The organism is Rhizobium sp. H4, from assembly GCF_003013335.1.
GTDB classification, from domain to species: domain Bacteria; phylum Pseudomonadota; class Alphaproteobacteria; order Rhizobiales; family Rhizobiaceae; genus Rhizobium; species Rhizobium sophoriradicis.
Genome location: NZ_PSOW01000004.1, coordinates 274,823 through 296,277 on the forward strand (window position 1 = coordinate 274,823; position 21,455 = coordinate 296,277).

18 protein-coding genes are annotated in these 21,455 nt (G+C 57.9%); 10 read left to right on the forward strand and 8 right to left on the reverse strand.

From position 1 onward, the window contains the following. Positions 1-66 precede the first annotated feature (66 nt). The 6 genes from lpdA to C4N04_RS08275 form a co-directional block, all read right to left on the reverse strand. A complete protein-coding gene (gene lpdA, locus C4N04_RS08250; protein WP_106795786.1) occupies positions 67-1,506 on the reverse strand; it encodes a dihydrolipoyl dehydrogenase in 1,440 nt (479 codons plus the stop codon). Positions 1,507-1,584: 78 nt separating this feature from the next. Beyond that, positions 1,585-2,871 carry a dihydrolipoamide acetyltransferase family protein gene (locus C4N04_RS08255; RefSeq protein ID WP_106795787.1) on the reverse strand — a complete coding sequence of 429 codons (1,287 nt, stop codon included), beginning with the start codon at positions 2,869-2,871 and terminating at the stop codon, positions 1,585-1,587. 1 nt (position 2,872) lies between these two features. Beyond that, entirely contained in the window at positions 2,873-3,871 is a 999-nt protein-coding gene (locus tag C4N04_RS08260; RefSeq protein WP_010032659.1) for an alpha-ketoacid dehydrogenase subunit beta, read from the reverse strand. Further along, on the reverse strand, positions 3,871-4,902 hold the full coding sequence (locus C4N04_RS08265) for a thiamine pyrophosphate-dependent dehydrogenase E1 component subunit alpha (protein ID WP_106795788.1): 1,032 nt from the start codon (positions 4,900-4,902) through the stop codon (positions 3,871-3,873). The genes C4N04_RS08260 and C4N04_RS08265 overlap by 1 nt, the downstream gene beginning before the upstream one ends. Next, on the reverse strand, positions 4,903-6,228 hold the full coding sequence (locus C4N04_RS08270) for an NAD(P)H-dependent oxidoreductase (RefSeq protein ID WP_097667193.1): 1,326 nt from the start codon (positions 6,226-6,228) through the stop codon (positions 4,903-4,905). 342 nt (positions 6,229-6,570) lie between these two features. After that, positions 6,571-7,536, reverse strand: coding sequence for a sugar-binding transcriptional regulator (locus tag C4N04_RS08275; RefSeq protein WP_020919814.1), 966 nt, complete (start codon positions 7,534-7,536; stop codon positions 6,571-6,573). Between the two features lie 387 nt (positions 7,537-7,923). Between C4N04_RS08275 and C4N04_RS08280 the strand changes: the two genes are divergently transcribed. The 7 genes from C4N04_RS08280 (at position 7,924) to C4N04_RS08310 (ending at position 14,640) form a co-directional block, all read left to right on the forward strand. Further along, positions 7,924-9,480 carry an extracellular solute-binding protein gene (locus tag C4N04_RS08280; protein WP_106795789.1) on the forward strand — a complete coding sequence of 519 codons (1,557 nt, stop codon included), beginning with the start codon at positions 7,924-7,926 and terminating at the stop codon, positions 9,478-9,480. Positions 9,481-9,661: 181 nt separating this feature from the next. After that, a complete protein-coding gene (locus tag C4N04_RS08285) occupies positions 9,662-10,432 on the forward strand; it encodes a sugar ABC transporter permease (protein WP_245425551.1) in 771 nt (256 codons plus the stop codon). 238 nt (positions 10,433-10,670) lie between these two features. Then, positions 10,671-11,276 carry a carbohydrate ABC transporter permease gene (locus C4N04_RS08290; protein WP_245425553.1) on the forward strand — a complete coding sequence of 202 codons (606 nt, stop codon included), beginning with the start codon at positions 10,671-10,673 and terminating at the stop codon, positions 11,274-11,276. Positions 11,277-11,280: 4 nt separating this feature from the next. Further along, positions 11,281-12,324: an ABC transporter ATP-binding protein gene (locus C4N04_RS08295; protein WP_106795791.1), complete on the forward strand. Its 1,044-nt coding sequence runs from the start codon at positions 11,281-11,283 to the stop codon at positions 12,322-12,324. Further along, the gene (locus C4N04_RS08300; RefSeq protein WP_106795792.1) at positions 12,324-13,298 is read left to right on the forward strand and encodes a sugar kinase; all 975 of its coding nucleotides are present in this window, start codon (positions 12,324-12,326) and stop codon (positions 13,296-13,298) included. Before C4N04_RS08295 ends, C4N04_RS08300 begins: the two co-directional genes overlap by 1 nt. A gap of 33 nt (positions 13,299-13,331) precedes the next feature. Next, complete coding sequence (locus C4N04_RS08305) at positions 13,332-14,024, forward strand: hypothetical protein (RefSeq protein WP_106795793.1); 693 nt, start codon at positions 13,332-13,334, stop codon at positions 14,022-14,024. Beyond that, positions 14,017-14,640 carry a hypothetical protein gene (locus C4N04_RS08310; protein WP_106795794.1) on the forward strand — a complete coding sequence of 208 codons (624 nt, stop codon included), beginning with the start codon at positions 14,017-14,019 and terminating at the stop codon, positions 14,638-14,640. The genes C4N04_RS08305 and C4N04_RS08310 overlap by 8 nt, the downstream gene beginning before the upstream one ends. Positions 14,641-14,785: 145 nt before the next feature. Here C4N04_RS08310 and C4N04_RS08315 read toward each other — a convergent pair whose 3' ends face one another. Further along, the gene (locus C4N04_RS08315) at positions 14,786-15,928 is read right to left on the reverse strand and encodes an AraC family transcriptional regulator (protein WP_106795795.1); all 1,143 of its coding nucleotides are present in this window, start codon (positions 15,926-15,928) and stop codon (positions 14,786-14,788) included. A 517-nt stretch (positions 15,929-16,445) separates the two neighbouring features. Between C4N04_RS08315 and C4N04_RS08320 the strand changes: the two genes are divergently transcribed. The 3 genes from C4N04_RS08320 (at position 16,446) to C4N04_RS08330 (ending at position 20,253) form a co-directional block, all read left to right on the forward strand. After that, entirely contained in the window at positions 16,446-16,646 is a 201-nt protein-coding gene (locus C4N04_RS08320) for a hypothetical protein (protein ID WP_040111531.1), read from the forward strand. 398 nt (positions 16,647-17,044) lie between these two features. Further along, a complete protein-coding gene (locus C4N04_RS08325; RefSeq protein ID WP_077989626.1) occupies positions 17,045-18,277 on the forward strand; it encodes an HlyD family efflux transporter periplasmic adaptor subunit in 1,233 nt (410 codons plus the stop codon). Continuing rightward, the gene (locus tag C4N04_RS08330) at positions 18,259-20,253 is read left to right on the forward strand and encodes a glycosyltransferase (RefSeq protein ID WP_077989625.1); all 1,995 of its coding nucleotides are present in this window, start codon (positions 18,259-18,261) and stop codon (positions 20,251-20,253) included. Before C4N04_RS08325 ends, C4N04_RS08330 begins: the two co-directional genes overlap by 19 nt. Positions 20,254-20,282: 29 nt before the next feature. Here the strand turns inward: C4N04_RS08330 and C4N04_RS08335 are convergent, their stop codons facing one another. Further along, positions 20,283-21,443 (reverse strand): amidase family protein, encoded by a 1,161-nt coding sequence (locus tag C4N04_RS08335; RefSeq protein ID WP_106795796.1) that lies wholly within the window; start codon positions 21,441-21,443, stop codon positions 20,283-20,285. Between the last annotated feature and the right edge of the window lie 12 nt (positions 21,444-21,455).

The following is a 21,455-nucleotide window of genomic DNA, read 5'->3' on the forward strand; positions in this document are numbered from 1 at the left end:
TCCTCTAGCTGAAATGCGCCGGCTGCGTCTTTAACGCATGATCAAGCGGCGTTTTATGGTCGCGCCTCAAGCGTTCAGCACGCGGCCATAGGCATCGAGCACCGCTTCCTTCATCGTCTCGGAAACTGTGGGATGCGGGAAGATCGTGTGCGTCAGCTCTTCCTCTGTCGTCTCGAGGTTCATCGCGACGACGAAGCCTTGGATGAGTTCGGTGACTTCGGCGCCGACCATGTGGGCGCCGAGCAGCTCGCCGGTCTTCTTGTCGAAGATCACCTTCACCATGCCCTGGTCTTCGCCGAGCGCGATCGCCTTGCCGTTGGCTGCGAAGGAGAAACGGCCGACGCGGATGTCGCGGCCGAGCTCCTTGGCCTTGGCTTCGGTGAGGCCGACGGAGGCGACCTGCGGATTGCAGTAGGTGCAGCCGGGGACCTTGCCCTTGTCTGTGGGATGAACGTTCGGCAGGCCGGCGATCTTCTCGACGCAGACGACGCCCTCATGCTCGGCCTTGTGCGCCAGCATCGGCGGGCCGGCGACGTCGCCGATGGCATAGATGCCGGCGACATTGGTCTTGCCGTAACCGTCGGCGACGACGCAGCCGCGATCGGTCTTGATACCGAGCGCTTCCAGGCCGAGGTTTTCGATGTTGCCCTGAACGCCGACAGCCGAGATCATCCGGTCGGCGGTGATCTGCTGCACCTTGCCGTCTGACGTCTCGACATGGGCGGTGATGCTGCCCGCACCCTTCTCGACCTTGGTAACCTTGGCGCTGGTGAAGATCTTCAGGCCGCGCTTTTCCAGCTGCTTGCGGGCGATGGCGGTGATTTCGGCATCCTCGACCGGCATGATCGTCGGCATGACTTCGACAACCGTCACCTCGACGCCCATCGAGCGGTAGAAGCTGGCGAATTCGATGCCGATCGCGCCCGAACCCATGACGATCAGCGACTTCGGCAGCGCCTCCGGCTTCAGCGCCTCGAAATAGGTCCAGATCAGCTTACCGTCCGGCTCGATGCCGGGCAGTGCCCGCGGGCGGGCGCCGGTGGCGATGATGATGTGCTTGGCGGTATAGGTGCCCTCGCCCTTGACGTTCTTCGGCAGCGGGTGCTGCGGCTCGACCACGGGCTTTGACGACTTGCCGACAACGATCTCGCCGGGCTTCGTCAGCTTTGCCTCACCCCAGATGATGTCGATCTTGTTCTTCTTCATCAGGAAGCCGACGCCGGCATTGAGACGGGCGGAAACGGCGCGCGAGCGGCCGACAACGGCCTTGGCGTCCGGCTTGACCGAGCCTTCGAGAATGAGACCGAAATCCTTGAAGTGGTTGGCGTGATCCAGCACCTCGGCCGAACGCAGTAGCGCCTTTGTGGGTATGCAGCCCCAGTTCAGGCAGATGCCGCCCATATGCTCGCGCTCGACGATCGCCGTCTTCAGGCCGAGCTGGGCCGCACGGATGGCGGCGACATAGCCGCCGGGACCGGAGCCGATGATGATGACGTCGTAGGACATCTGTTTTCCTTGAAAAGATGGGGGATCCGTCGCGAGGCCTTCGCCTCGTGACAAGATCCCCCGAGGCCTGGGAGGAAGCTAGATCAGCATACTCATCGGATTTTCGATGAACGCCTGGAACTTTCCGAGGAGCTGTGCGCCGAGAGCACCGTCTACCGCACGATGATCGGTTGACAAGGTCACAGTCATGACAGTTGCGCTCGACAAGTCGCCTTCAGCATTGACGACAGGCCTTCTTTCCCCAGCACCAACGCCCAGGATGGTCGAATGGGGAGGATTGATGATCGCGGCGAATTCCCTCACCCCAAACATGCCAAGGTTCGATACTGCTCCGGTGCCGCCTTGGTACTCGGCCGGCTTCAATTTTCCCGATCTGGCGCGTGCAGCCAAATCCTTCATCTCATTCGAGATCTTGGACAGCGTCTTGGATTCCGCATGTCGGATGATTGGCGTGATCAGTCCGCCGGCCACGGAGACGGCAACTCCTACGTCGACGAAATGATGACGCAGCAGGCACTCTTCCGTCCAGGACACATTCGCGTCGGGTGTTGATCCAAGGGCCAGCGCGTAGGCCTTGATGACCATGTCATTGACCGACAACTTAAATTGCGGCGCGCCGTCCGCCATCGGCGCGGAGGCATTGAGCTCGGTTCGCAGCTTGAGCAGAGCATCGATGCGGCAGTCGAGCGACAGGTAGAAATGCGGAATGGTTGTCTTCGCCTCCAGCAATCGCCGGGAGATCGTTCTCCTCATCGGGGTATGAGGTTGCACATCGAACGTGCCTTCGGCAAACAGCGCCAAGGACCCATCGGACGCAGCTTTCTGCCCGACATGCTGCGCGCCGGCGGGCGCGGACGGGGCAAGTGGTGCTTCGGCAACCCGAGCCTTCGAAACATCAGCGCTCAGGATCCTTCCATGCGGACCGGTCCCGGCCACGGATCCCAGATCGATACCGTTTTCCCGCGCCAGGCGCCTTGCCAAGGGCGTAGCCCGAATTGAGCTCCCGGCACCCGCCGATGCGTTATGATGCGGTGCGCTGATTGAGCCGAGATCGGTCGCATCCGAAGTCCCCGTCTCTGCGGGAAGGGCCGGCGCAGATGGCGCAGACGCGGCCTGATGTTCCTCGCCCTCCTCGTAGATCCAAGCGACCGCCGAGCCGACCGCGATATCAACGCCTTCTTCGCCGTTGACATTGCGAAGAATCCCCGCAGCGGGGGAATCTATTTCCATTGCCGCTTTGTCGGTTTCAATTTCGAACAGCACGTCGCCCTTCCCGACGCGGTCACCTTCCTTGAAGAACCACTTCGAGATCTTGCCGGTCGCCATATCCATGTCGACCTTGGGGAGGATGATTTCCGTCGCCATACTATCGCACTCCCCTCACAAGATCCCGCGCTGCATTGAAAATGTCAGGGACTTGCGGAACGGCAGCCTTCTCAAGCTCCGGATTGTAGGGAATTGGCGTTTCGGAGCCGCCAAGGCGGACAATCGGTGCATCGAGGTAGTCGAATGCGTCGCTTTCAGCGATGATCGCACTTATTTCTGCACCGACTCCCAGCGTTTTGACGCCCTCATATACGCAGAGCAGCCTTGTCGTCTTTTTCACACTTGCGATCACGGTCGCTCTATCGATCGGACGCACCGAACGGAGATCGATCACTTCGACGTCGATCCCCTCCGCTGCCAGCTGTTCGGCCGCATCGAGCGCCTTATGAACCATGATCGACGTCGCGACGATGCTAAGATCTTTACCCTGCCGGCGGATCTCTGCCTTATCGAGAGGAACCGTGTAGTGGCCTTCCGGAACCGGTCCCTTCATCTTGTAGAGGAGCTTATGTTCAAAGATCATCACCGGGTCGGGATCGGCGACAGCGGCGAGCAGCATGCCCTTCACATCATGTGGAGTTGCCGGCTGAATAACCTTCAAACCGGGGACATGTCCAAGCCACGCCTCCAGGCTCTGGCTATGCTGGGCGGCCGCCCCGGTCCCGGAGCCGGCTGGAAACCGCATGACAACCGGCACCGAGACTTCGCCGCCGAGCATGTAGCGCATTTTGGCGGCCTGATTGACGATTTGCTCCATCGCCAGAGCGGCAAAGTCTGAGAACTGAAATTCGAATATCGGTCTCAGTCCGGTCATCGCGGCACCGACCGCGACGCCAGCGCCGCCAAGCTCGGAAATCGGCGTGTCCATCACGCGATCCGGTCCGAACCTGTCGATGAGATCGCCGGTGACCTGAAAAGCGCCGCCGTAAACTCCGATGTCTTCGCCCATCAGGATGACGCGCTCGTCCGCTTCCATCGCGATCGCCATGGCTTCTTGGATAGCTTGGGAGTAGCTGAGCTCTCGAACCGTGGTATCCATTACGCTTGCTCCGTGTAGACGTTATCGGCCAAACCGGAAATCTCAGGCATCGGGCTTTGTTTTGCGAATTCAATCCCGGCGGCGATTTCCTCCTCGACAGACTTGCGGATTGCCGCGAGTTCAGTGTCGTTCGCGACACCAAACTCCCGGAGCTCTGTTTCGAACCGAGCGATTGGATCGCGGTTGCTCATCCAGTCCTCGATCTCGTCTTTCGTACGGTAGCGATTTCGGTCGCTTTTCGAATGACCTCGGTAACGATAGGTTTTGCACTCGATGAGGGATGGTCCCTCGCCGCGCTTCGCCCGCTCGACGGCATTGTGAGTAGCTTCTGCCACCTCGGAGAGTACGTTGCCGTCGACGATGACGCCCGGCATGCTGTAAGCGGCCGCGCGGTCTGCGATATTGGCAACCGCCGTCGATCGTGCGGTAGATGTCGACATGCCGTAGCCATTGTTTTCGCAGACGAAGATAACGGGCAATTTCCAAACGGCAGCCATGTTCAGCGCCTCGTGGAACGCACCTTCGTTGTTTGCGCCGTCACCAAAGAAGCAGACGACCACTTTTCCGGTCTTCAGGCGGTTCGATGTCAGCGCGGCACCAACGGCGATTGGCAGGCCGCCCCCGACGATACCGTTCGCGCCTAGGTTGCCGGTCGTAACATCTGCAATATGCATGGAACCGCCGCGGCCGGCACAATAGCCGGTCGTCTTGCCAAAGAACTCCGCGAACATGCGTTTGACATCCGCGCCCTTGGCGATGCAGTGACCATGGCCTCGATGGGTCGAGGTGATCTGATCCTCTTGCGTCAGCGGGAGGCAAACGCCCATAGCGCTGGCTTCCTGACCGATCGACAGATGCATCGTCCCATGGATGAGGCCACGTGTGTAACTTTCCTCAGCGCCTTCTTCGAACCGGCGGATGAGGTGCATCTTCCGAAGAGCATCCAGCAATTGATCACGTGTATATTGTCGGTAGATGAAGGGTAGATTGCTGGTCTCGGCACTCTTCATCGCTCTTGCTGAGTTCGCCATTTACGCCTCCCTGCCGTAAACGAGAGCGTCTTGCCGGGCACGCAAGACGGCTAGACGAGAGCCTTCCGCGACCGATGCGTTGCTGTAGGTAATCAGTTCACCCTTCTTGATCGGCGCGGTCACCTTGCCTCCCTGCAGCATTCCGCATGGAATGGCAGAGGCGCTGCGCGCTTCCGGCGCGGTCATGATCCAGGCGCGGTAGCAGTACTCGCCGATTGCATCGAGCTTGTCGCCAGGCTGGAGATCCTTCTTGGCCACGGCACATACCTCAGCCACAGGCGTGGACAGAGGCACCATGTCCGGCTTTCCGTAAAGAACGACACGGGCACAAGTGAGCGGCACCTCCAATGAGGTCAGATGATATGGCCGATGAAAGGTGAAATACGGCCCCTTGCCCATCTTCAGATCTTCCATGCGCTCAGAGATCCGCGGATGCGACATATCCGCAACGACGAAAACACCAGGGGCGACACCCTTCCCAATCGAATAGTCGACAACACCTGCCTTCGTCAGTACGCCGCCGTCTTTTTCGGGCACGAGAACCTTCGACAGTTCGTCAAGCGTAGCCGCCGGGCCATGCATGCCGGGCTTATCCGGCACCAGACCTGTTGCGTTTGCGATGGCGGCCATTTCCACCATCGTTTTCGAGCCGTCGACGAATTCGACAAGCATGCGAACGTTCATGTTCCGGCGCGCCGCTTCTTCGGCGTATTGGTCCGGCACCGCATCAATGTTCAATGGGTTGTTCTTGCCCTTGCCTGCCGCAACGATCGGATGACCCATCGCCGAAACAAACTCGATCAATTCGATGCAAGACGATGGCTCGTCTCCCGCTCCGAGCGAATAGGTAACGCCAAGCCGCTCAGCCTCACTTTTGAGATAGGCGCCGATCGTAACGTCGGCTTCGACGTTCATCATCACGAGATGCTTGCCATGCTCCATGGCTGCAAGGCCGATCTCCGCACCGACGGCAGGCACGCCGGTGGCATCGACGACGACGTCGATCAAGCCGCTGTTCAGAATATTGGCGGAGTCGGCTGTGATGGCGATCTTGCCCGCCTCGATCGCATTGTTGAGTTGGTCAGCACTTGCAGCATCGCGATGATGACCGTCGGCCCGGTAAGCGATATCGACGGCTTCGCGGGCACGAGTGACGTTGAGATCGCAGATTGCGCCGATCTCGATACCCTGCATATGGGCGACGCGGGTCACGATATCGGTGCCCATCTCCCCACTTCCAATCAGTCCAATGCGAATAGGCTTTCCCTCGGTCTCTCGACGCATGAGATCGCGTGCTAGTCCGGTTGGCGCAACGTTGATGGGCATTCCATTCCTCCCGAATTCATCCGAGACAGATTGGTACTGTACATTTGTTATATGGTCAATCACAATGTTCTGAATTTGGCGTCAAATCCGCCGCACGCCGCCCATCTGCTAGAACAATAAGAACTTTTGTAACGCAAGAGAACGCGAGTGGTTGCCCTCCCGTGAAGACGAAAGCCGGCACCCAAAGAGCGTGCTGCGGCCGTGATTTATTTTGTTGCTGGTATGGATTGCGCGCGATTTGCCGCGCGGGCGTGCGGGGATAGTGCGCAGGCTACACTGCGCACATTAGCGCAAGAACGGGAGAGCGCCACTTCCGGTCCGTTGGCGCTCCGGGCGTTCGATTTACACTGACGCCAGCAGGGCGCCCGCAGTCTGCTCGTCGGTCACCAAGGTTGTTGGCTTTATTGTAACAAGGCAGGCACGAAGCGCTGCCAGCTTTTCGGGTCCGCCCGAGATTAGGATGCGTTCCGGTGTGCGCCGCAAGCGCTCGAGGTTCACTGATATCACCCGTGCATTAACCTCGTGGTCGATAACGTTGCCGTCCTTGTCGATGAAGTTATAGAGCACGTCTCCGACGGCCCCGGCGTCAATCAACGAGCGACGGTCAGCCTCGCTCAGATACCCGGTGCGATAGCTCGTTGTCAGTGCAGAGATCCCACCGACCGAAAGAAGCGCGACGTCGAGCTTATCCGCCATTTCGAAAATCGCGGCAAGGCCGCATCTTTCCAGCAGAGCATGCTTCGTCTCGGGACTATCCACCACTGCCGGCGCGGTCACCAGAAAACCCTCGCCTTTGAAAAGCTCTGCGAACTGCCAGGCAAACTCGGCAGGATTGAAGCGACGCGCGGCTGAAATGCCTCCGAGCAGCGAGACGACGCGAAAGTCGTCGAGCGCGGCCCCGGCAATAAATGGCAAGGTATTATAAAGGGTGCGCCCCCAACCCACTCCAACGATCATGCCGGAATGCATCAAACCGGTAATCAGCGTTCCGGCTGCTGCTGCAATGACCTTCGTTGGGTCGCCTTCAGTGTCGGCGAAGGGCGCAACAATGACCTGCTTGATCCCAAACGTCGTCTCCAGCTCTCTTTCAAGGGCGATCATATCGGAAAGCGGCGAGGAGATGGTCACGCGCACCTCGTTGCGTCGACGCGCTTCCGCCAAGAGTCGCACGACCATTACCCGATTGATGCCCAATTGGGCGGCGATGTCCTGCTGCGTGTAATTCTCTATGTGGTAGAGCCACGCGACTCGGGCTCGCAGCCTCTCAGAATCGCTCTGAACCATGGCAACTGGAGGCGTGATCTGCATCTAGCTTCCTTTCGGGTGCATTAAGGTTGGCAGATGACATTGGCACGGAAATACGCGCTTTTCCCGTGATGTCGGCGCCCGTCCCAAATTCATGAGTTTCGTTACAAGATTTATCTCGCAGTGCATAGATCGGCAAGAAATAGGCGCATTCGCCCTACCGCAATGCACAAAGATATCCAAACAAAACACGATGTTCATACACAGTCCTATAAACGGCGTCCAAAAACTGGTTGACAGCCGGGCAATATGAACACATTGTATTTTTTGTTAGCAAATGTTCGCTTTGAGCGGATGGCGCTAGGGATGGACGCGGAGTGGAGGCCGCACCGAAACAGTCTTGCCTCCATTGGCATTCAACTGGTTTATTCAGATTGGGAGGAGTACAACATGACAGTCTTAAGTTCGGGCGTATCGCGCCGCGGATTCCTGAGGCATTCCGCAGCTTTCGGGCTTGCTGCGGGCGCAGCCTCTGTCCTCAGGCTGCCCGCATTCGCGCAATCGGGTCTGCCGGATATCCAGTCGGTTTTGGACAAGATTTCCGTCAAGGATTATGTCCGCGAGGACTACCGCAAGCTATACAAGATGTCGGACGATCCACTGTGGGACCCAGCGAAAGACTGGATCCGTACGGTGGATTGGGAGAAAGTTCGCTCGGAACAGAGCGGGAAAACCGTCAGGTTTGCCGTAGGCGCTGCCGACCAGGAGTCGGCTGCCGAGGGGCTGAAGCCCTTTGAACAATTGTCGGGCATCAAGGTCGAGCTGGTTCCGATCCCCGACGACAGCTTCTATGACAAGGCGGTTTCCGAATTCATTTCCGGAAACGCATCCTTCGACGCCCTGCAGTTCTTCTCGCCGTGGCTCGGTGATTTCGCCGGCCCAGGCTTCCTCGCCGATCTCAGCGAATATGCGGACAAGTGGAAACTGCCGCTGGACGACTTCTATGATACCTATCGTCTGAACTACGGCTACGTCGGCGGCAAGCTGGTCGGCATCCCGTTCGACTGCGACGTCCAGATGGTGCATCTGCGCAAGTCGATCATGGAGAAGATTCTCGGCGGCCCCATTGATCGAGCCCAATCCGTGCCAAGCTACGACGAGCTCATTCGCGTCACGGCCGAAGCAAACAAGCTGGGCGGCGGCGTAGCGGGTGTTGGCTTGATGGCGGCCCGTGGTTTCTGGGCCACCTACACCTGGGAGCATATCGCGGCGCAAGCTGGCCTTACCTTGTTCGACAGTCAATGGAATCCGCAGCTCACAAGTGATGCCGGGATGAAGGCCATGGATATTATCATGGCTCTGCAGAAAAATGCCATCGAAGGCGTATCCGGCGCCGGCTGGGGTGAAAATCGCGCAGCGTGGCTTGGCGGGCAGGTTGCAGCGAATATCAGCTGGCAGGACAGCGGCACCCAGGCCATGCGGCCCGATCAGTCGAAGATCGTCGATGATTTTGTTACCATCTACGAGCCCCGCATTTCAGGCGGCGTCTTCGCTCCGCCGAATATTGCCGGGTCGACCTCCTGCGTTGCAGCCACATCGCAAAACCCCGAGGGCGCGTTCCTTATGCTCGCATTCCTCACGACTTCGTCTATCATGGCGATGAACGAAGCGAATGCGAATGGTGTTGCTCCGGGGTACCGGTCCGTTCTTGCCAACGAACGTCTCCGTGCTGTCAGCCAGCCCATGAAGGTGTGGGCGGACAGTCTGGAACATGCGTGGTGCGCGCCGCGCATTCCCGGGATGTTCGAGATGGAGCAGGCGCTCGGGAATGAAATCAACCGGGCGGTCACCGGTCAGATTTCAGGGAAAGAAGCCCTCGAGAACGGGCAAAAAGCCTGGAAGAGTATTCTGGAGAAGAATGGCTTCTCCGGTGGAAGCGCCCCGATTGCTTACTCGGACGCGGAGCCAGGCCTCTATGTAGGCAAGGGCAAGGCACTGCCTTTCTAAGATCATGACACATTCAACTCAAAGACTTGAAACGGAGGCGGCGTTCGCCGCCTCCAACGTAAAGTTACCCGCAAGACCTCGTCCCCGTTCGGCTACGGCGAGGAAGGTCTTCCCGTATCTCTTGGTTGGACCTGCTGTAGCCTACCTACTCGCGATCACCCTGTATCCTGGTCTTTTCGCGATGTATCAAAGCCTCTTTGTCGTCAAGTTTGTCACTTGGTCTTGGGTCGGGCTCGGCAACTACACACGGATCATCCAGGATCGTGAATTCTGGGCTGCTTTGGGAAATACCGCTGTCATCGGCGGCATATCCTTGGTCCTGCAGTCGGTGATCGCGATGGCTGTGGCCTTCTTCTGTTACCGGGATCCGTTTGTCCGCGGATGGCGCATCATTTTCCTGATGCCGATGCTGTTCATGCCGTCGGCGGTGGCATTCATCTGGAAACTCGCCTTCAATGATGGCCGGGTGATTTCCGATCTGCTCATGTCGGTTGGAATCGTTTCCAATAATGTCGACTGGCTTGCGTCTATCTGGCTAGCCAGACTTACGCTGATTGTCGCGGACGTGTGGCAGTGGACACCGTTTCTTTTCATCATCTTCGTCGGAGCTCTTCAAGGGCAGGATGAGGAAATAGAGGAAGCGGCCCGGTTGGACGGGGCAAGCTGGAGCAGCATTTTCTGGAACATCTCACTGCCGATGATGAGGCCCATCATCGCGGTCGCCGTAACGCTGCGCGGCATCGATATCACGACGATGTTCACAAACGTCTACATCATGACCCAGGGCACACCGGGCGGTGCAACGGAGACGATGAGCTACTTCATCTACCGTCAGGGCTTCAGGATGTTCAATTTCGGATACGCGTCGGCGGCATCGGTGCTGATGCTGATCTTCACGATCGTCATCGCCCAGACTGTCGTAAAGCGCGCCTTCAAATCCGGGAAATCATGATATGGCCAGCATCCGAAAAAACGGTGGTGAAAGCCTCCTTCTTCGCTACATCATCCTTGTCGCCTGGGCGCTTGTTTGTCTTGTCCCGATCATCTGGTTCCTCACAATAGGGTTCAGACCGAGAACTGAGATCATCGTCCCACGGCCGATCTACTGGCCGACGTGGAGCTTGGACGCCTGGCGCCTGCTCGTCAGCGACTGGCCGATCGCATCATATCTGCGAAACTCGGTCGTTGCCGTGGCGGGCTCGGTCGTCATTGATCTGCTGCTGGCAATTCCCGCAGCCTTCGCGTTGGCTCGTTATGAGTTCCGCGGCCGAGAGGACATTGGTTTTTACATCCTGTCTACGCGTATGATGGCGCCGGCCATCGTTGCGGTGCCGATCTTCTTTCTGTTCAAGAATATGGGTTTGCTGGATTCCGTCTGGGCTTTGATGCTGATTTACGCAGCTATCAATCTCAGCCTCGTCACCTGGATCATTCGCAGCTACATGCTGGATATCCCGAAGGAACTGGAAGACGCGGCACGAACAGACGGCGCCGGAGACCTGACCATTCTTTGGGAGATCATGATCCCTGCTTGCCTGCCCGGTATCATCACTGCGGCGGTAATAGCAGCGATCTTCGCTATCAACGAATTCTTGTTCACCCTTCTCATCGCCTCGACCTCCAAGGCTTACACGATGTCCGTTGCGCTCGCCAACTTCACAGGCGGCTCCGACGGGGTGATTTACAACGCAATCGCACTCGTCTCGTTCCTCGCATTTGCTCCGATCTTGATCCTCGTCATCCTGATCCAGAAGCATCTCTCGCGCGGCCTGACCATGGGCGCTGTGAAAGGATAATTCTATGGCTTCTATTGAACTTAAGAACATCGTGAAGAGCTTTGGCTCCTTCTTTGGAGTCCAGGATGTCACTCTCGATATCGCCGATGAGGAGTTTCTGGTTCTTTTGGGGCCGTCGGGCTGCGGGAAGACCACGACCATGCGCATGATTGCTGGTCTGGAGCACCCGACGGGCGGAGAGATACGTATCGGCGGCAATATTGTGAACGAGATCGATGCCCGCGATCGAGACGTTGCGATGGTTTTCCAGGGCTACGCCCTGTACCCGAATATGTCGATCTACGAGAACATCCGGTTTCCCCTTAGGATGCGGCGCATCCCCAAGGACAAGCATGATAGCCTCGTCCGCCGTGCCGCGGATATGGTTGAACTTGGGGCTTTTCTGGAGCGCAAGCCGGGCGCGCTTTCGGGCGGTCAGAGACAGCGCGCTGCGCTGGCGCGCGCTATCGTCCGCCAGCCGCAAGTCTTTCTCATGGATGAGCCGCTTTCCAACCTCGATGCGAAGCTGCGTGCCAGCATGCGTGTCCAGATCAAGCACATGCAGCGCGACCTGAAGGTGACCACGGTTTACGTGACACACGACCAGATCGAGGCGATGACGCTCGCTGATCGGATCGTGATTATGAACAAGGGCATCATTCAGCAGATCGGCACCCCCGATGAGATCTATTCGAATCCGGCGAATACCTTCGTAGCCGGCTTCATCGGCTCGCCGCCGATGAACCTGGTATCTGGCAGTGCAGATAATGGGGTTTTCTCGGCTGCCGGCCTGAAGGTCGCCTGCCCAGCAAAGCTGTCCGGCCAGATTACCCTCGGCTTCCGGCCGGAGGATTGCGTGATCGGCGGCGAAAATCTCCACGGCACGGTTTTTGGCGTCGAGCCCACCGGTGATATCACCTACCTGTCCGTCCGCACTCCAGAGAAGATCTTCGAAATCAAAGCTGGCCGGGAATTCCGTGCAAAAATAGATTCTTCCGTATCGATCGGGTTTGATCCCAGCCGGCTTTACTTCTTCGACAGTGATGGCAACAGGATCGGAGCCCAGTGATGTCGGCGACCTTTGATTTCAGCTGCGTCGGCTTTTACACCTTCGATGCTCTTTGCCGACCGATCGCGGAAATCCCGGCGGGCGGTCAGACCCTTTTCGTGGAAGACTTTACCTTGGCCGTATCCGGCGCGGCCGGTTCGGCGGCGATCGTGGCCGCCAAGTATGGCCTCTCGGTACAAGCTGTCGGCGGAGTGGGCTATGATGATATGGGCGACTGGGTCCATATGAAGCTGCAGTCTTTCGGCATAGACACCACGATGATGCGGCGCTACGAGGGCTACACGACATCGTCCTCAATTGTGACGACACGGCCGAACGGTCAGCGACCGGCACTTCACAAGCGCGGTGCGACCGACGCATTCTTCGTATCGGATTCGGAAATAGATCGGGTTCTGGACACCAAAATCCTGCATGTGGGCGGTGTCGGCCTGATGAATCGGATGGATGATTCCGGCCGTACCGCGGAACTTATGGCGGAAGCGCGCCGTCGAGGTGTGATCACCACGCTTGACGTCTTCGCTTCAACGCCGGCCGACCTTCCCAAAATCGAAGCTCTGTTGCCTTATACGGATTATTTCCTGCCTTCTGAAGAGGAAGCGCAAGCACTTTCCGGATTGACCCACAACAAGGACCTGGCGACTTTCCTTCTCAGCAGAGGGGCAAAGTGTGTCATTCTGACTTTGGGTGCCGAGGGCGCCTACTATCACGACGAGACGGGCTTGGAATTCCACTCGCCGGCGTTCCAGGTCGATGTAAAGTGCACATGCGGCTGCGGTGACTGCTTCAATGGCGGTTTTGCGAGTGGATTGGTAAAGGGACTGTCGCCTCGTGACGCGGTCGAACTTGGTCAGGCGTCCTCCGCATTGAACGCCACGGGCCTGGGAAGTCAGGCTGGTGTGGCGAGCTATGATGCGACCCGCGCATTTATTAACGCGACACCTAGACGCGAATTGCGATATGATATTGTGGCCTAACAGAGGCGCAATGAGGCAAGAGGGTAGGTTGGCATGTCGCCAGAATTTGCTCCACAAGCGACGCAGCTGAAAGACGTATTGAGGTCGCTGCGCTATACCCTCAAAAAGGGGCGCGACACGGTGAAGGAGACTGCGCCGCGCCGGCTCCCGGCACCGGCATCGGGGATCGCCCTTTCCGCACTGAGCGAGCTCGAAGTCCTTGCCCGGAATGTCGATCATTTCGTCTGCGATTTTGCACATTCCGTCTTGAGTGATCCCGCGACGAACTCCGAAACTATGCGCGAAATCGCTGCCTCTGCGCGGCCCGACCATAAGTTCTCGGCCGCCTATTATCAAACGATGAAACTCGTCTTGAATCGGCTTGGCGCCAAGAGAGCGTTGGTTAGCCAAACTGCCGGCCGCCGTGCCTTCGCACGACTGGGTCATTCACAGGATGTTTTCGAGCTTGCGGCCCAATTGACGTTGCAGTTGGCAGATGACGGCTCGATAACAATCGACCAGTTGGACGAGCAATCACCGGTTACGCACTCCAGGATCATCGTCGTCGCGATTTTTGCAGCAATGCTCTCGTTGCTCGCGGAGTCGGACGACGCCGACAGAGACGCGATCATCTCCGCCGCAACCGATCTTGCAGCCGCTGTTCAAGTGACGATCCAGGATCTCTACCAGAAGAAAGACATCTCGGCTCTGGCGTCGTTTCTGAAACGGTGCGCAAGCCATGTTTGATTTGTCCCGGTCCGTGCACAATCTGCCTGGAACCAACAAGCCGCTAAGGGTGGCGGTCAGGCAGCTACACTGGTTCAACGCAGCCTTCCATAAACACGTCGCGCTCGGCGGCGAAGCAATGGCGTGCGAATTCGCCATTGACGACGTCAAGCTAGCCAGCGCCTTTGTTCGCTGGCTGGATAGTGTCGATCGTCAGAGGCCGAAAGAGAAGGCGGAACGGCGCGAGTTTTTTCAGTTTGCACCTTCTCTGGTATTACGCGAAATCGTAGCCGACATGCCGATCAAGGCGGTTTGCGCTCCCGCCCGCGTCGCCCCGAACTCGCCAGCAGCCTTCTGGCCGGAAGGTTATGTGGCCACGACATTTTGCCTGACTGTCTATGCTGCCACGATGGACCAGGAATTCCACATCGATGTCCCCATCAATCAGATGGTGGATGATCTTCGCAGCTGGTGGTCCTTTCGTGAAAATGCGAACCAGGACTTGGACTACGCAGCCGGCTTTTTCCAGATGTTGCTCGGCAGCCAACCCAATTGGTGGATGCCGAGCAATTTCAGCGCTCGCATGCGCTCGGCAGGCGACGTCGAGGCGTTTGAGCTCGTACCACCACCAGTCTAATGGACGGTGGAAATAGCGTATCCTCACTTGGCGTAGGTACTTAACCGTGCGAGCCGCAAACAACGGCCTCGCCCGGCTTTGAAGAAGTTGTATCCGGGGGCCGGATCTCAGACTGAGTTGGGGAAGGTTTAGCCATTCACCCGCATCAACGTGCGAGCGTCAGCCAATCGCCGATGGTTGTCCCGAAACGTCGCATGGAACGTGTCGCGGGGATGGCCGGGTGCTCGGTTGCTATGGTCTTTCGGACTTCACGCGGGCTGAGGCCGAATTCATGGCTGAACGCGCGCGTGAAATTGGCTGCAACGTCGAAGCCGGCGGCCTCGGCAATCTCCGAGATCGGCCTAATGTCTGTCGGGTTGGTAAGATCCGCATAGGCCTGCAGCAATCGACGTTTGCGAATGTAATTGAAGACGCCCCCGCTCGTTTCGAACAATTGGTAGAGCCGCGTCCGCGAGATGCCCAGTGCACGGCACATGACGTCAGGCGTCAAACTATCTGAATGGAGATTGAGGTGAATATAGCGATGCGCCCGCTCCATCAGCCCCATATTGCTCTGTTCCTGACCGCGATCCAAACTTGTGGATGAGGCAGCGCATGCAACGACCATATCGCCGATCGTCCGTATGATCCGCGGCACCTCCTCCACCGTCAAATTGCTGAGGTTCGCTTCCAGGCCGTTGATGTAGCTGACGAGCAATTCGGCCAGGCTGCCGGAAAGGGCGATGTTGTTGGCGTTCTGCAGAAGAGAGGCATCGCGGGTCAACAGTTCATAGGGTAGGAAGACGAGCACCGCGGCTGAATCGGTTATGCGCCCGCGGTAGGGATAACCAAGAGACCTGAAAAATATCTCACCCGGGCCGGTCTCCGTTACATGCCGATTGGCCTCGGTCCAGGCCCGGCCGCTGCGCAGTACGCCGACGTTCCAATGATCGATCGGGCTCGATCGCAGCATGGCCTGATCGCGAATATAGCTGCAGGCCTGCGTGCGCTGCTGGACGATGAGAATTTCGCCGAGATTCCAGCCGGTCTGTTCCGCAAGAAAACCGTCGTCCTCCGATTTTCCGTCCGGCAGATGAACGTCGACTAGCGGCGCCATGTGTGAGCGCCAGGACTGGAACTGTTCTTTCGGCGGCAGGTCTTGCGTCGAAAATCGCAAGGGCGCCAGTGCAGGCGGAACGTCCGCCCGATGTTCTTTCTGCGGGGACGGTTCACGCGGCCAGCGTCGACGCTCCAGGTGGGCCGGCCATTCCTGTCCGGCAGCGGGCTTATCTCCAGACTCCGTAGCCATCCACTCCTCCAGCACGTGCATAAGCTACTTATCATATTCCCTAACGAGCAGAAATGGACGGACCGATAATTTTCAGGATGCGGCGATAACGACAATTGGCTCCTGCTCCTGTATCTAAATAAGCAATGGTTGTTCCGAAAGACGTTCGGAAATTCCAAAATTCTCACTTGCCGGTGCGATGTAGTTTCAGAGCACTGTCACCGTGAAACGACACTAATCAAAACAAAATATGCAAGCAGAGGAGGATAGTCGTGAACTATCGGGACCATATTCGTGCGCGCTTTGCGCGAGCACCGTCAGGCGCCAGAAAACTCCCAATCGTGCGAGTTCCCCTGCTCACCTTCATGCGAGACGCTCCTGAGGCCGGCATCGGCCAATAAGAGCGCGCGAAGGGTTGCGCGCAGCCGCGGTCATCTGTGTCAATGCGTAATGACCCGGCTTGCGCGCAACCCTAACCATATCCACCCACTGGTGAATTTTGTAACGCTGCCTTTCCAATGGCAGAACGGAGGCTAAGATGACCACCGCATGTGATGAGAAACAAATCGAAATGAAGCCGATTTCGAACTGCAGACGAGAAGTCGAAGTCGCGATGGTGGAAATGCTCGTCAGTTTGCAGAAACGTGGATGGTCGGCTGCGGAATTGGCATTGGAGCTTGCAGATGCCTCCGAAGATCTCGTCATGCTGATCGCGACCAAGAAGCTTCGACCGCATTAATGCATGTCGCCCGGAAGTGAGGGGCGGTTCCGGGCTAACTGATGCGCATCGCATGAAGCAAGTTTCATGCGATGCGCATTAGAAAAGATCGCGGAATTATGCTGTTTCTGTCTCAATGGGGATGGCAGCAGTGTCGCGCCGCACGGTAATTTCCATTACCCCATCCCGTCGGTCGCTGCGCCGCCGATGGCTTGACCATGTTTCCCTGCGCCGCATCGATGCGGTGCCAGACCTGCCGTCGGCGGCGGTTCATCCAGAGCTGAATCGTTTCTGCCGTAGCTTTACGACCATCACTTGTCTATAATTTTCGATGCGCTAAATTACAAGAATGAGTTGCATCCGTTTGTGCCGGCTCGATGGGGACGGATGGCTGCAAAGCGATACCTTCGGATGCCAACATGATCTGGAACCATCGCATCACGCGCATCGTTGTCGGCCTGCTGTTGCTGACACTCGTGGCGGTCGTCTCATTGCCGACGATTACCGGCTTTACCAGCCTTGATGGCACGGTGAATGCGCGGTTTGCTGTCGTTAATGCCCCGATCGACGGCACGATTGCGGAAGAACCCCTCAAGGCCGGCAGCCCGGTCAAAGCGGGACAAGCCCTCGCAGAAATCAGAAATACGCGTGTCAATCGCGCAATCCTCGCTTCGCTCGAGGCAGATCGCAACACGGCGCTTGACCGCGTCGCCGCCCTTAAAAAGGAACGGGAGGAACTCACCGCCCTACGCGAGGAATTGTCTGCCAGATTGGAAGTCTACAAGCAGACCACCATTGCCAATCTCGAACGCGAAGTCGAAATTCTCAGGAAAAAAGTCGAAGTGTCGCAAGCCCAGGATCTGGTCGCGCAGGTCGACCTGAGCCGCCGGGTGCAGCTCGAGTCTAAGGGCATTCTGACGCAGAGGCTGGTTGATGCCGCGCGTGCCGCCGGGGCTGCGACCGGCGGCGAGGTCGAAATCAGCAACTTGACTGTCGATCAATTGGAACAGAGGCTCAATGCGGTTCGCCAGGGTATCTTTGTCTTCGGCGACGGACAGAATGATGTGCCCTATTCGCGGCAGCGTGAGGACGAGGTTGTCGTTCGCATCAACGACTTGAACTCGCGCATAGCGGAAAATGAGACACGAGCGACCGAAGTTCAAAAACAGCTGGTCAAAGAGGCAGACCGTGTCAACAGCCTTGAATCCGCAACGGCAACCGCGCCGTTCGATGGCGTTGTCTGGACCAGGAGTATCGTCAGCGGTTCGAACGTGGTGCTGAATGACGAACTGATGCGCCTCCTCGATTGTCGAGAGCTGTTCGTGGATATCCTTGTTCCCGAGGTCAATTACGACGAGATCTACCCGGGACTTGTTGCGCAGGTGCGCTTGTTTGGCCGCAGCGATATCTTCAAGGGCACGGTCATTTCGGTCAGAGGCAATTCGGCTTCGGTCGAGGCCGATTCCTTTGCCGCCAGTTTGCCGCCGTCGACTCAACGCAATGCCCGCATTCGGGTTCGCCTCGATCCATCCTTCATGAACAACGACTTTGCCAACTCCTGCCAGGTGGGGCGCACAGTGCAGGTACGGTTTTCCAAACGCGGCATCAACCTATCCAACTGGGTCAAAAGCCTGTGGTTCAGTATCTTGTAGCGCTGGTTCCGACCTTTGTCGTTTTGGCCTTCTTTTTCCTGGGGCCGTTCAATTGGTCGCGCGATCACAGCTGGACAAGGGCGGTGACCTGCGCGTTCGTCGCAGCATTCGCATTGCGATACATGTTCTGGCGCTTGACGGAGACAGTGCTTCCCTATCCCAGTGACGGTCCGAGCATCTACTGGGTCTGGATCCTCTTCATCGTCGAGGTTCTGGCCTGCTTCGAAGTCATCCTTTTTCTTATATTGATGAGCCGCTATGTCGACCGGAGCGCCGAAGCGGACAGGCTGGGCCGTGTTTTCTTCGCGCGCGACAAGCGTGAGCTGCCGACCGTCGATGTTTTCATTCCCACCTATAACGAGCCGCTCGACGTGCTCGAGCGAACCATCATCGGTGCCCGCTCGCTGGATTATCCTGCCGACAAATTGAATGTGTATGTGCTTGACGATCAACGCCGCGACTGGCTGAAGGCCTATTGCGAGGAAAAGAACGTCATCCACGTCACGCGCGGCGACAACAGCCATGCCAAAGCAGGCAATATGAACAATGGGCTAAAGGTCAGCTCGGGCGAGTTTATTGCGATCTTCGACGCTGATTTTGTTCCCTATCGACATTTCCTTCGCCGGACGCTGCCCTTCTTTTCCGATGAAAGCATCGGCATCGTTCAGACACCTCAGCATTTCTTCAATGTCGATCCGGTGCAATCAAACCTCGGCCTGGAGAATATCTGGCCGGATGAGCAGCGCTTGTTCTTCGACGAGATCGCCCCCAGCCGAGACGCCTGGGACGTCAGTTTCTGCTGCGGGTCATGCTCGATCGCCCGCCGCAAGGCGATCGACGCAATAGGCGGATTTCCGACGGAGTCGATCACGGAAGACCTGCTGACCACTCTTTCGATGCTCAATAAGGGCTACAAGACCCGCTATCTGAACGAGCGGCTATCGATGGGACTGGCCGCCGAAAACCTGACCGGTTATTTTGTGCAGCGCGAACGGTGGTGTCAGGGGGGTATTCAAACCCTCTACCTGTACAACGGCCCGCTGCGCGGCCCGGGATTGACGCTCTTTCAACGGATCATGTTCCTGCCGGCATCATGGCTGGTGCAGTATCTGGTCCGCTTCACGATCTTGCTCGTCCCCATCGTCTATCTCTGGTTCGGCCTGCTTCCGCTCTATTTCACCGACGTAGCCGATTATGTCTCGCATCAGGTGCCGCTGCTGGCGGCGTATTTTCTGCTTATGCTGTGGATCACGCCGACGCGCTATCTGCCGGTGGTTTCCAGCGCCGTCGGGACCTTTGCGACATTCCGCATGTTGCCGACCGTGGTCTCCAGCCTCGTGAGACCGTTTGGCAAGCCGTTCAGGGTGACGCCAAAGGGCAGTGGCAACGAGGCGAACCATTTTGACCGCTACAGCTTCGCCTGGATCGCAAGCATAATGACGATCACCGTCCTCGGTCTGCTGCTCAACATCGTACCGGAAACGTCGCATGTACAAGGCCAGTTTTCGCCGGTTGCGGCCTGCTGGTCAGGGATCAATATCCTCGTCCTGCTCATCGCGTCGCTCATCTGCTTCGAGAAACCCCGGCGGCTGTTTCATGCGTTCAAGCTCGATGAACCCGCTGTCGTAGACGATGTCCCCGGCCAAATCGTCAGCCTGGCACTGGACAAGGCGGTCGTTGCAGTCCCCAGCATGGCCAGATTTCAATCCAAATCGGTGACGCTGAAATTCGCCGGCTTCGCCCCGATCCAAGCAGAGCTCCGACAGGTCACCCAACGACGGAGTAGCATCAGTCGCAGCGGCGACAAGCAGGCCTATTACCTGCACCTCTATTTCGAACTCAGCGGCGCAGCGCGCGACAGCATGATTATCAAGCTCTACACTGGCCGATATTCGCGGGACATTCGCGACATCGACAAGGTTGCCGTCTCTATCAATCTGCTGTTGCGGTCATTCGGGCGAACGCGCACGTTGTAGCGCGGCTCATGAGAGCGTTCGTCCTGTCTTTACTCAGCGCTTAGTCGCCTGGCCACATTCATAAGCGTGCTATCGCCGCCCCTTACGCCCAATAGGGAAAGCGAACCGTTTCCCGCGCAATTGGCGATTGGAAAGGCCAACTGTGGGCAGCCGCTAAGGCCCGAGAGACACAGAAGCTTGATACAGGCGGAACGAAATGCGGCAAGACTTTCCGGTTCGGCATCGCGATTTGGCGGGCTCATGGCCAAGGTCGGAAGAGCGAGGACTAGATTTTCGCCGAGCAATCGGTCGATCTCTTGGGAAAAGTGCTTGGCAATCGCACGCGCCTCGCGCACTTGCCCGTCGCCGAGGCGAGATCCTGACCAAAGGCGCGCGGCAATATCGGGCGCAATGGCCTCCGGGGCCTGCTCGAAGAGCGTTTTATTGCTTTCCCAGGCCTCACTTTGGAGAATGGTGGTGAACGCCAAAGCAAGATCCGCAAGGCTGAACGAGGAGATCGCACCTGTCCTGCGAATAGGCATGCCCGCCGATCTGAGGCTGGCGACCATTTTGTCGGCGACGCTGCTGTCGATGGTTTCGAAGATATCCTCGGCAATGACAATAGATTGGGGTTGGTCATTTGCCGCTGGCGTGCCGACGACGCTCATGACCTCGGACATTGCTTCCAGGCTTCTCGTCACGAAGCCCGGCGTATCGAAGCTTGGCGCCAGCGGACGCAATGCCTTGTCGTCGAGGCTTCCATGGGTCGGCCGCCAGCCGATGAGGCCATTGACGGCGGCAGGCAGCCGGATGGAGCCGGATGTGTCGGTTCCAAGGCCGATATCCGCAAGGTCAGCGGCGACCGCGACGGCTGAGCCCGACGACGATCCGCCGGGAATGAGGGTGGGATCGCGTGGATTGATCGGCATCCCGAAATGGATGTTGCCGCCGATCAGCGAATAGGCAAGCTCGTCCGTTTTGGTTTTGCCGACGAAACAGGCGCCGGCATCGAGAAGTTTCTGGACCAGGGGCGCCGTCAATGGCTTGATGCCGGAGGCGGCGAGCACCGCGGCACTACCGGCCGCGGTCGGATATCCGGCAACATCGAAAAGGTCCTTGACCGCCAGGCGCAAGTGGGAAAGCGGACCGGTTGCCGCGTGCCCGACATCTGCATCCGGATAGGGCATGAATGCATTCCACCGATCCTGCATTTGCCCCGGCTC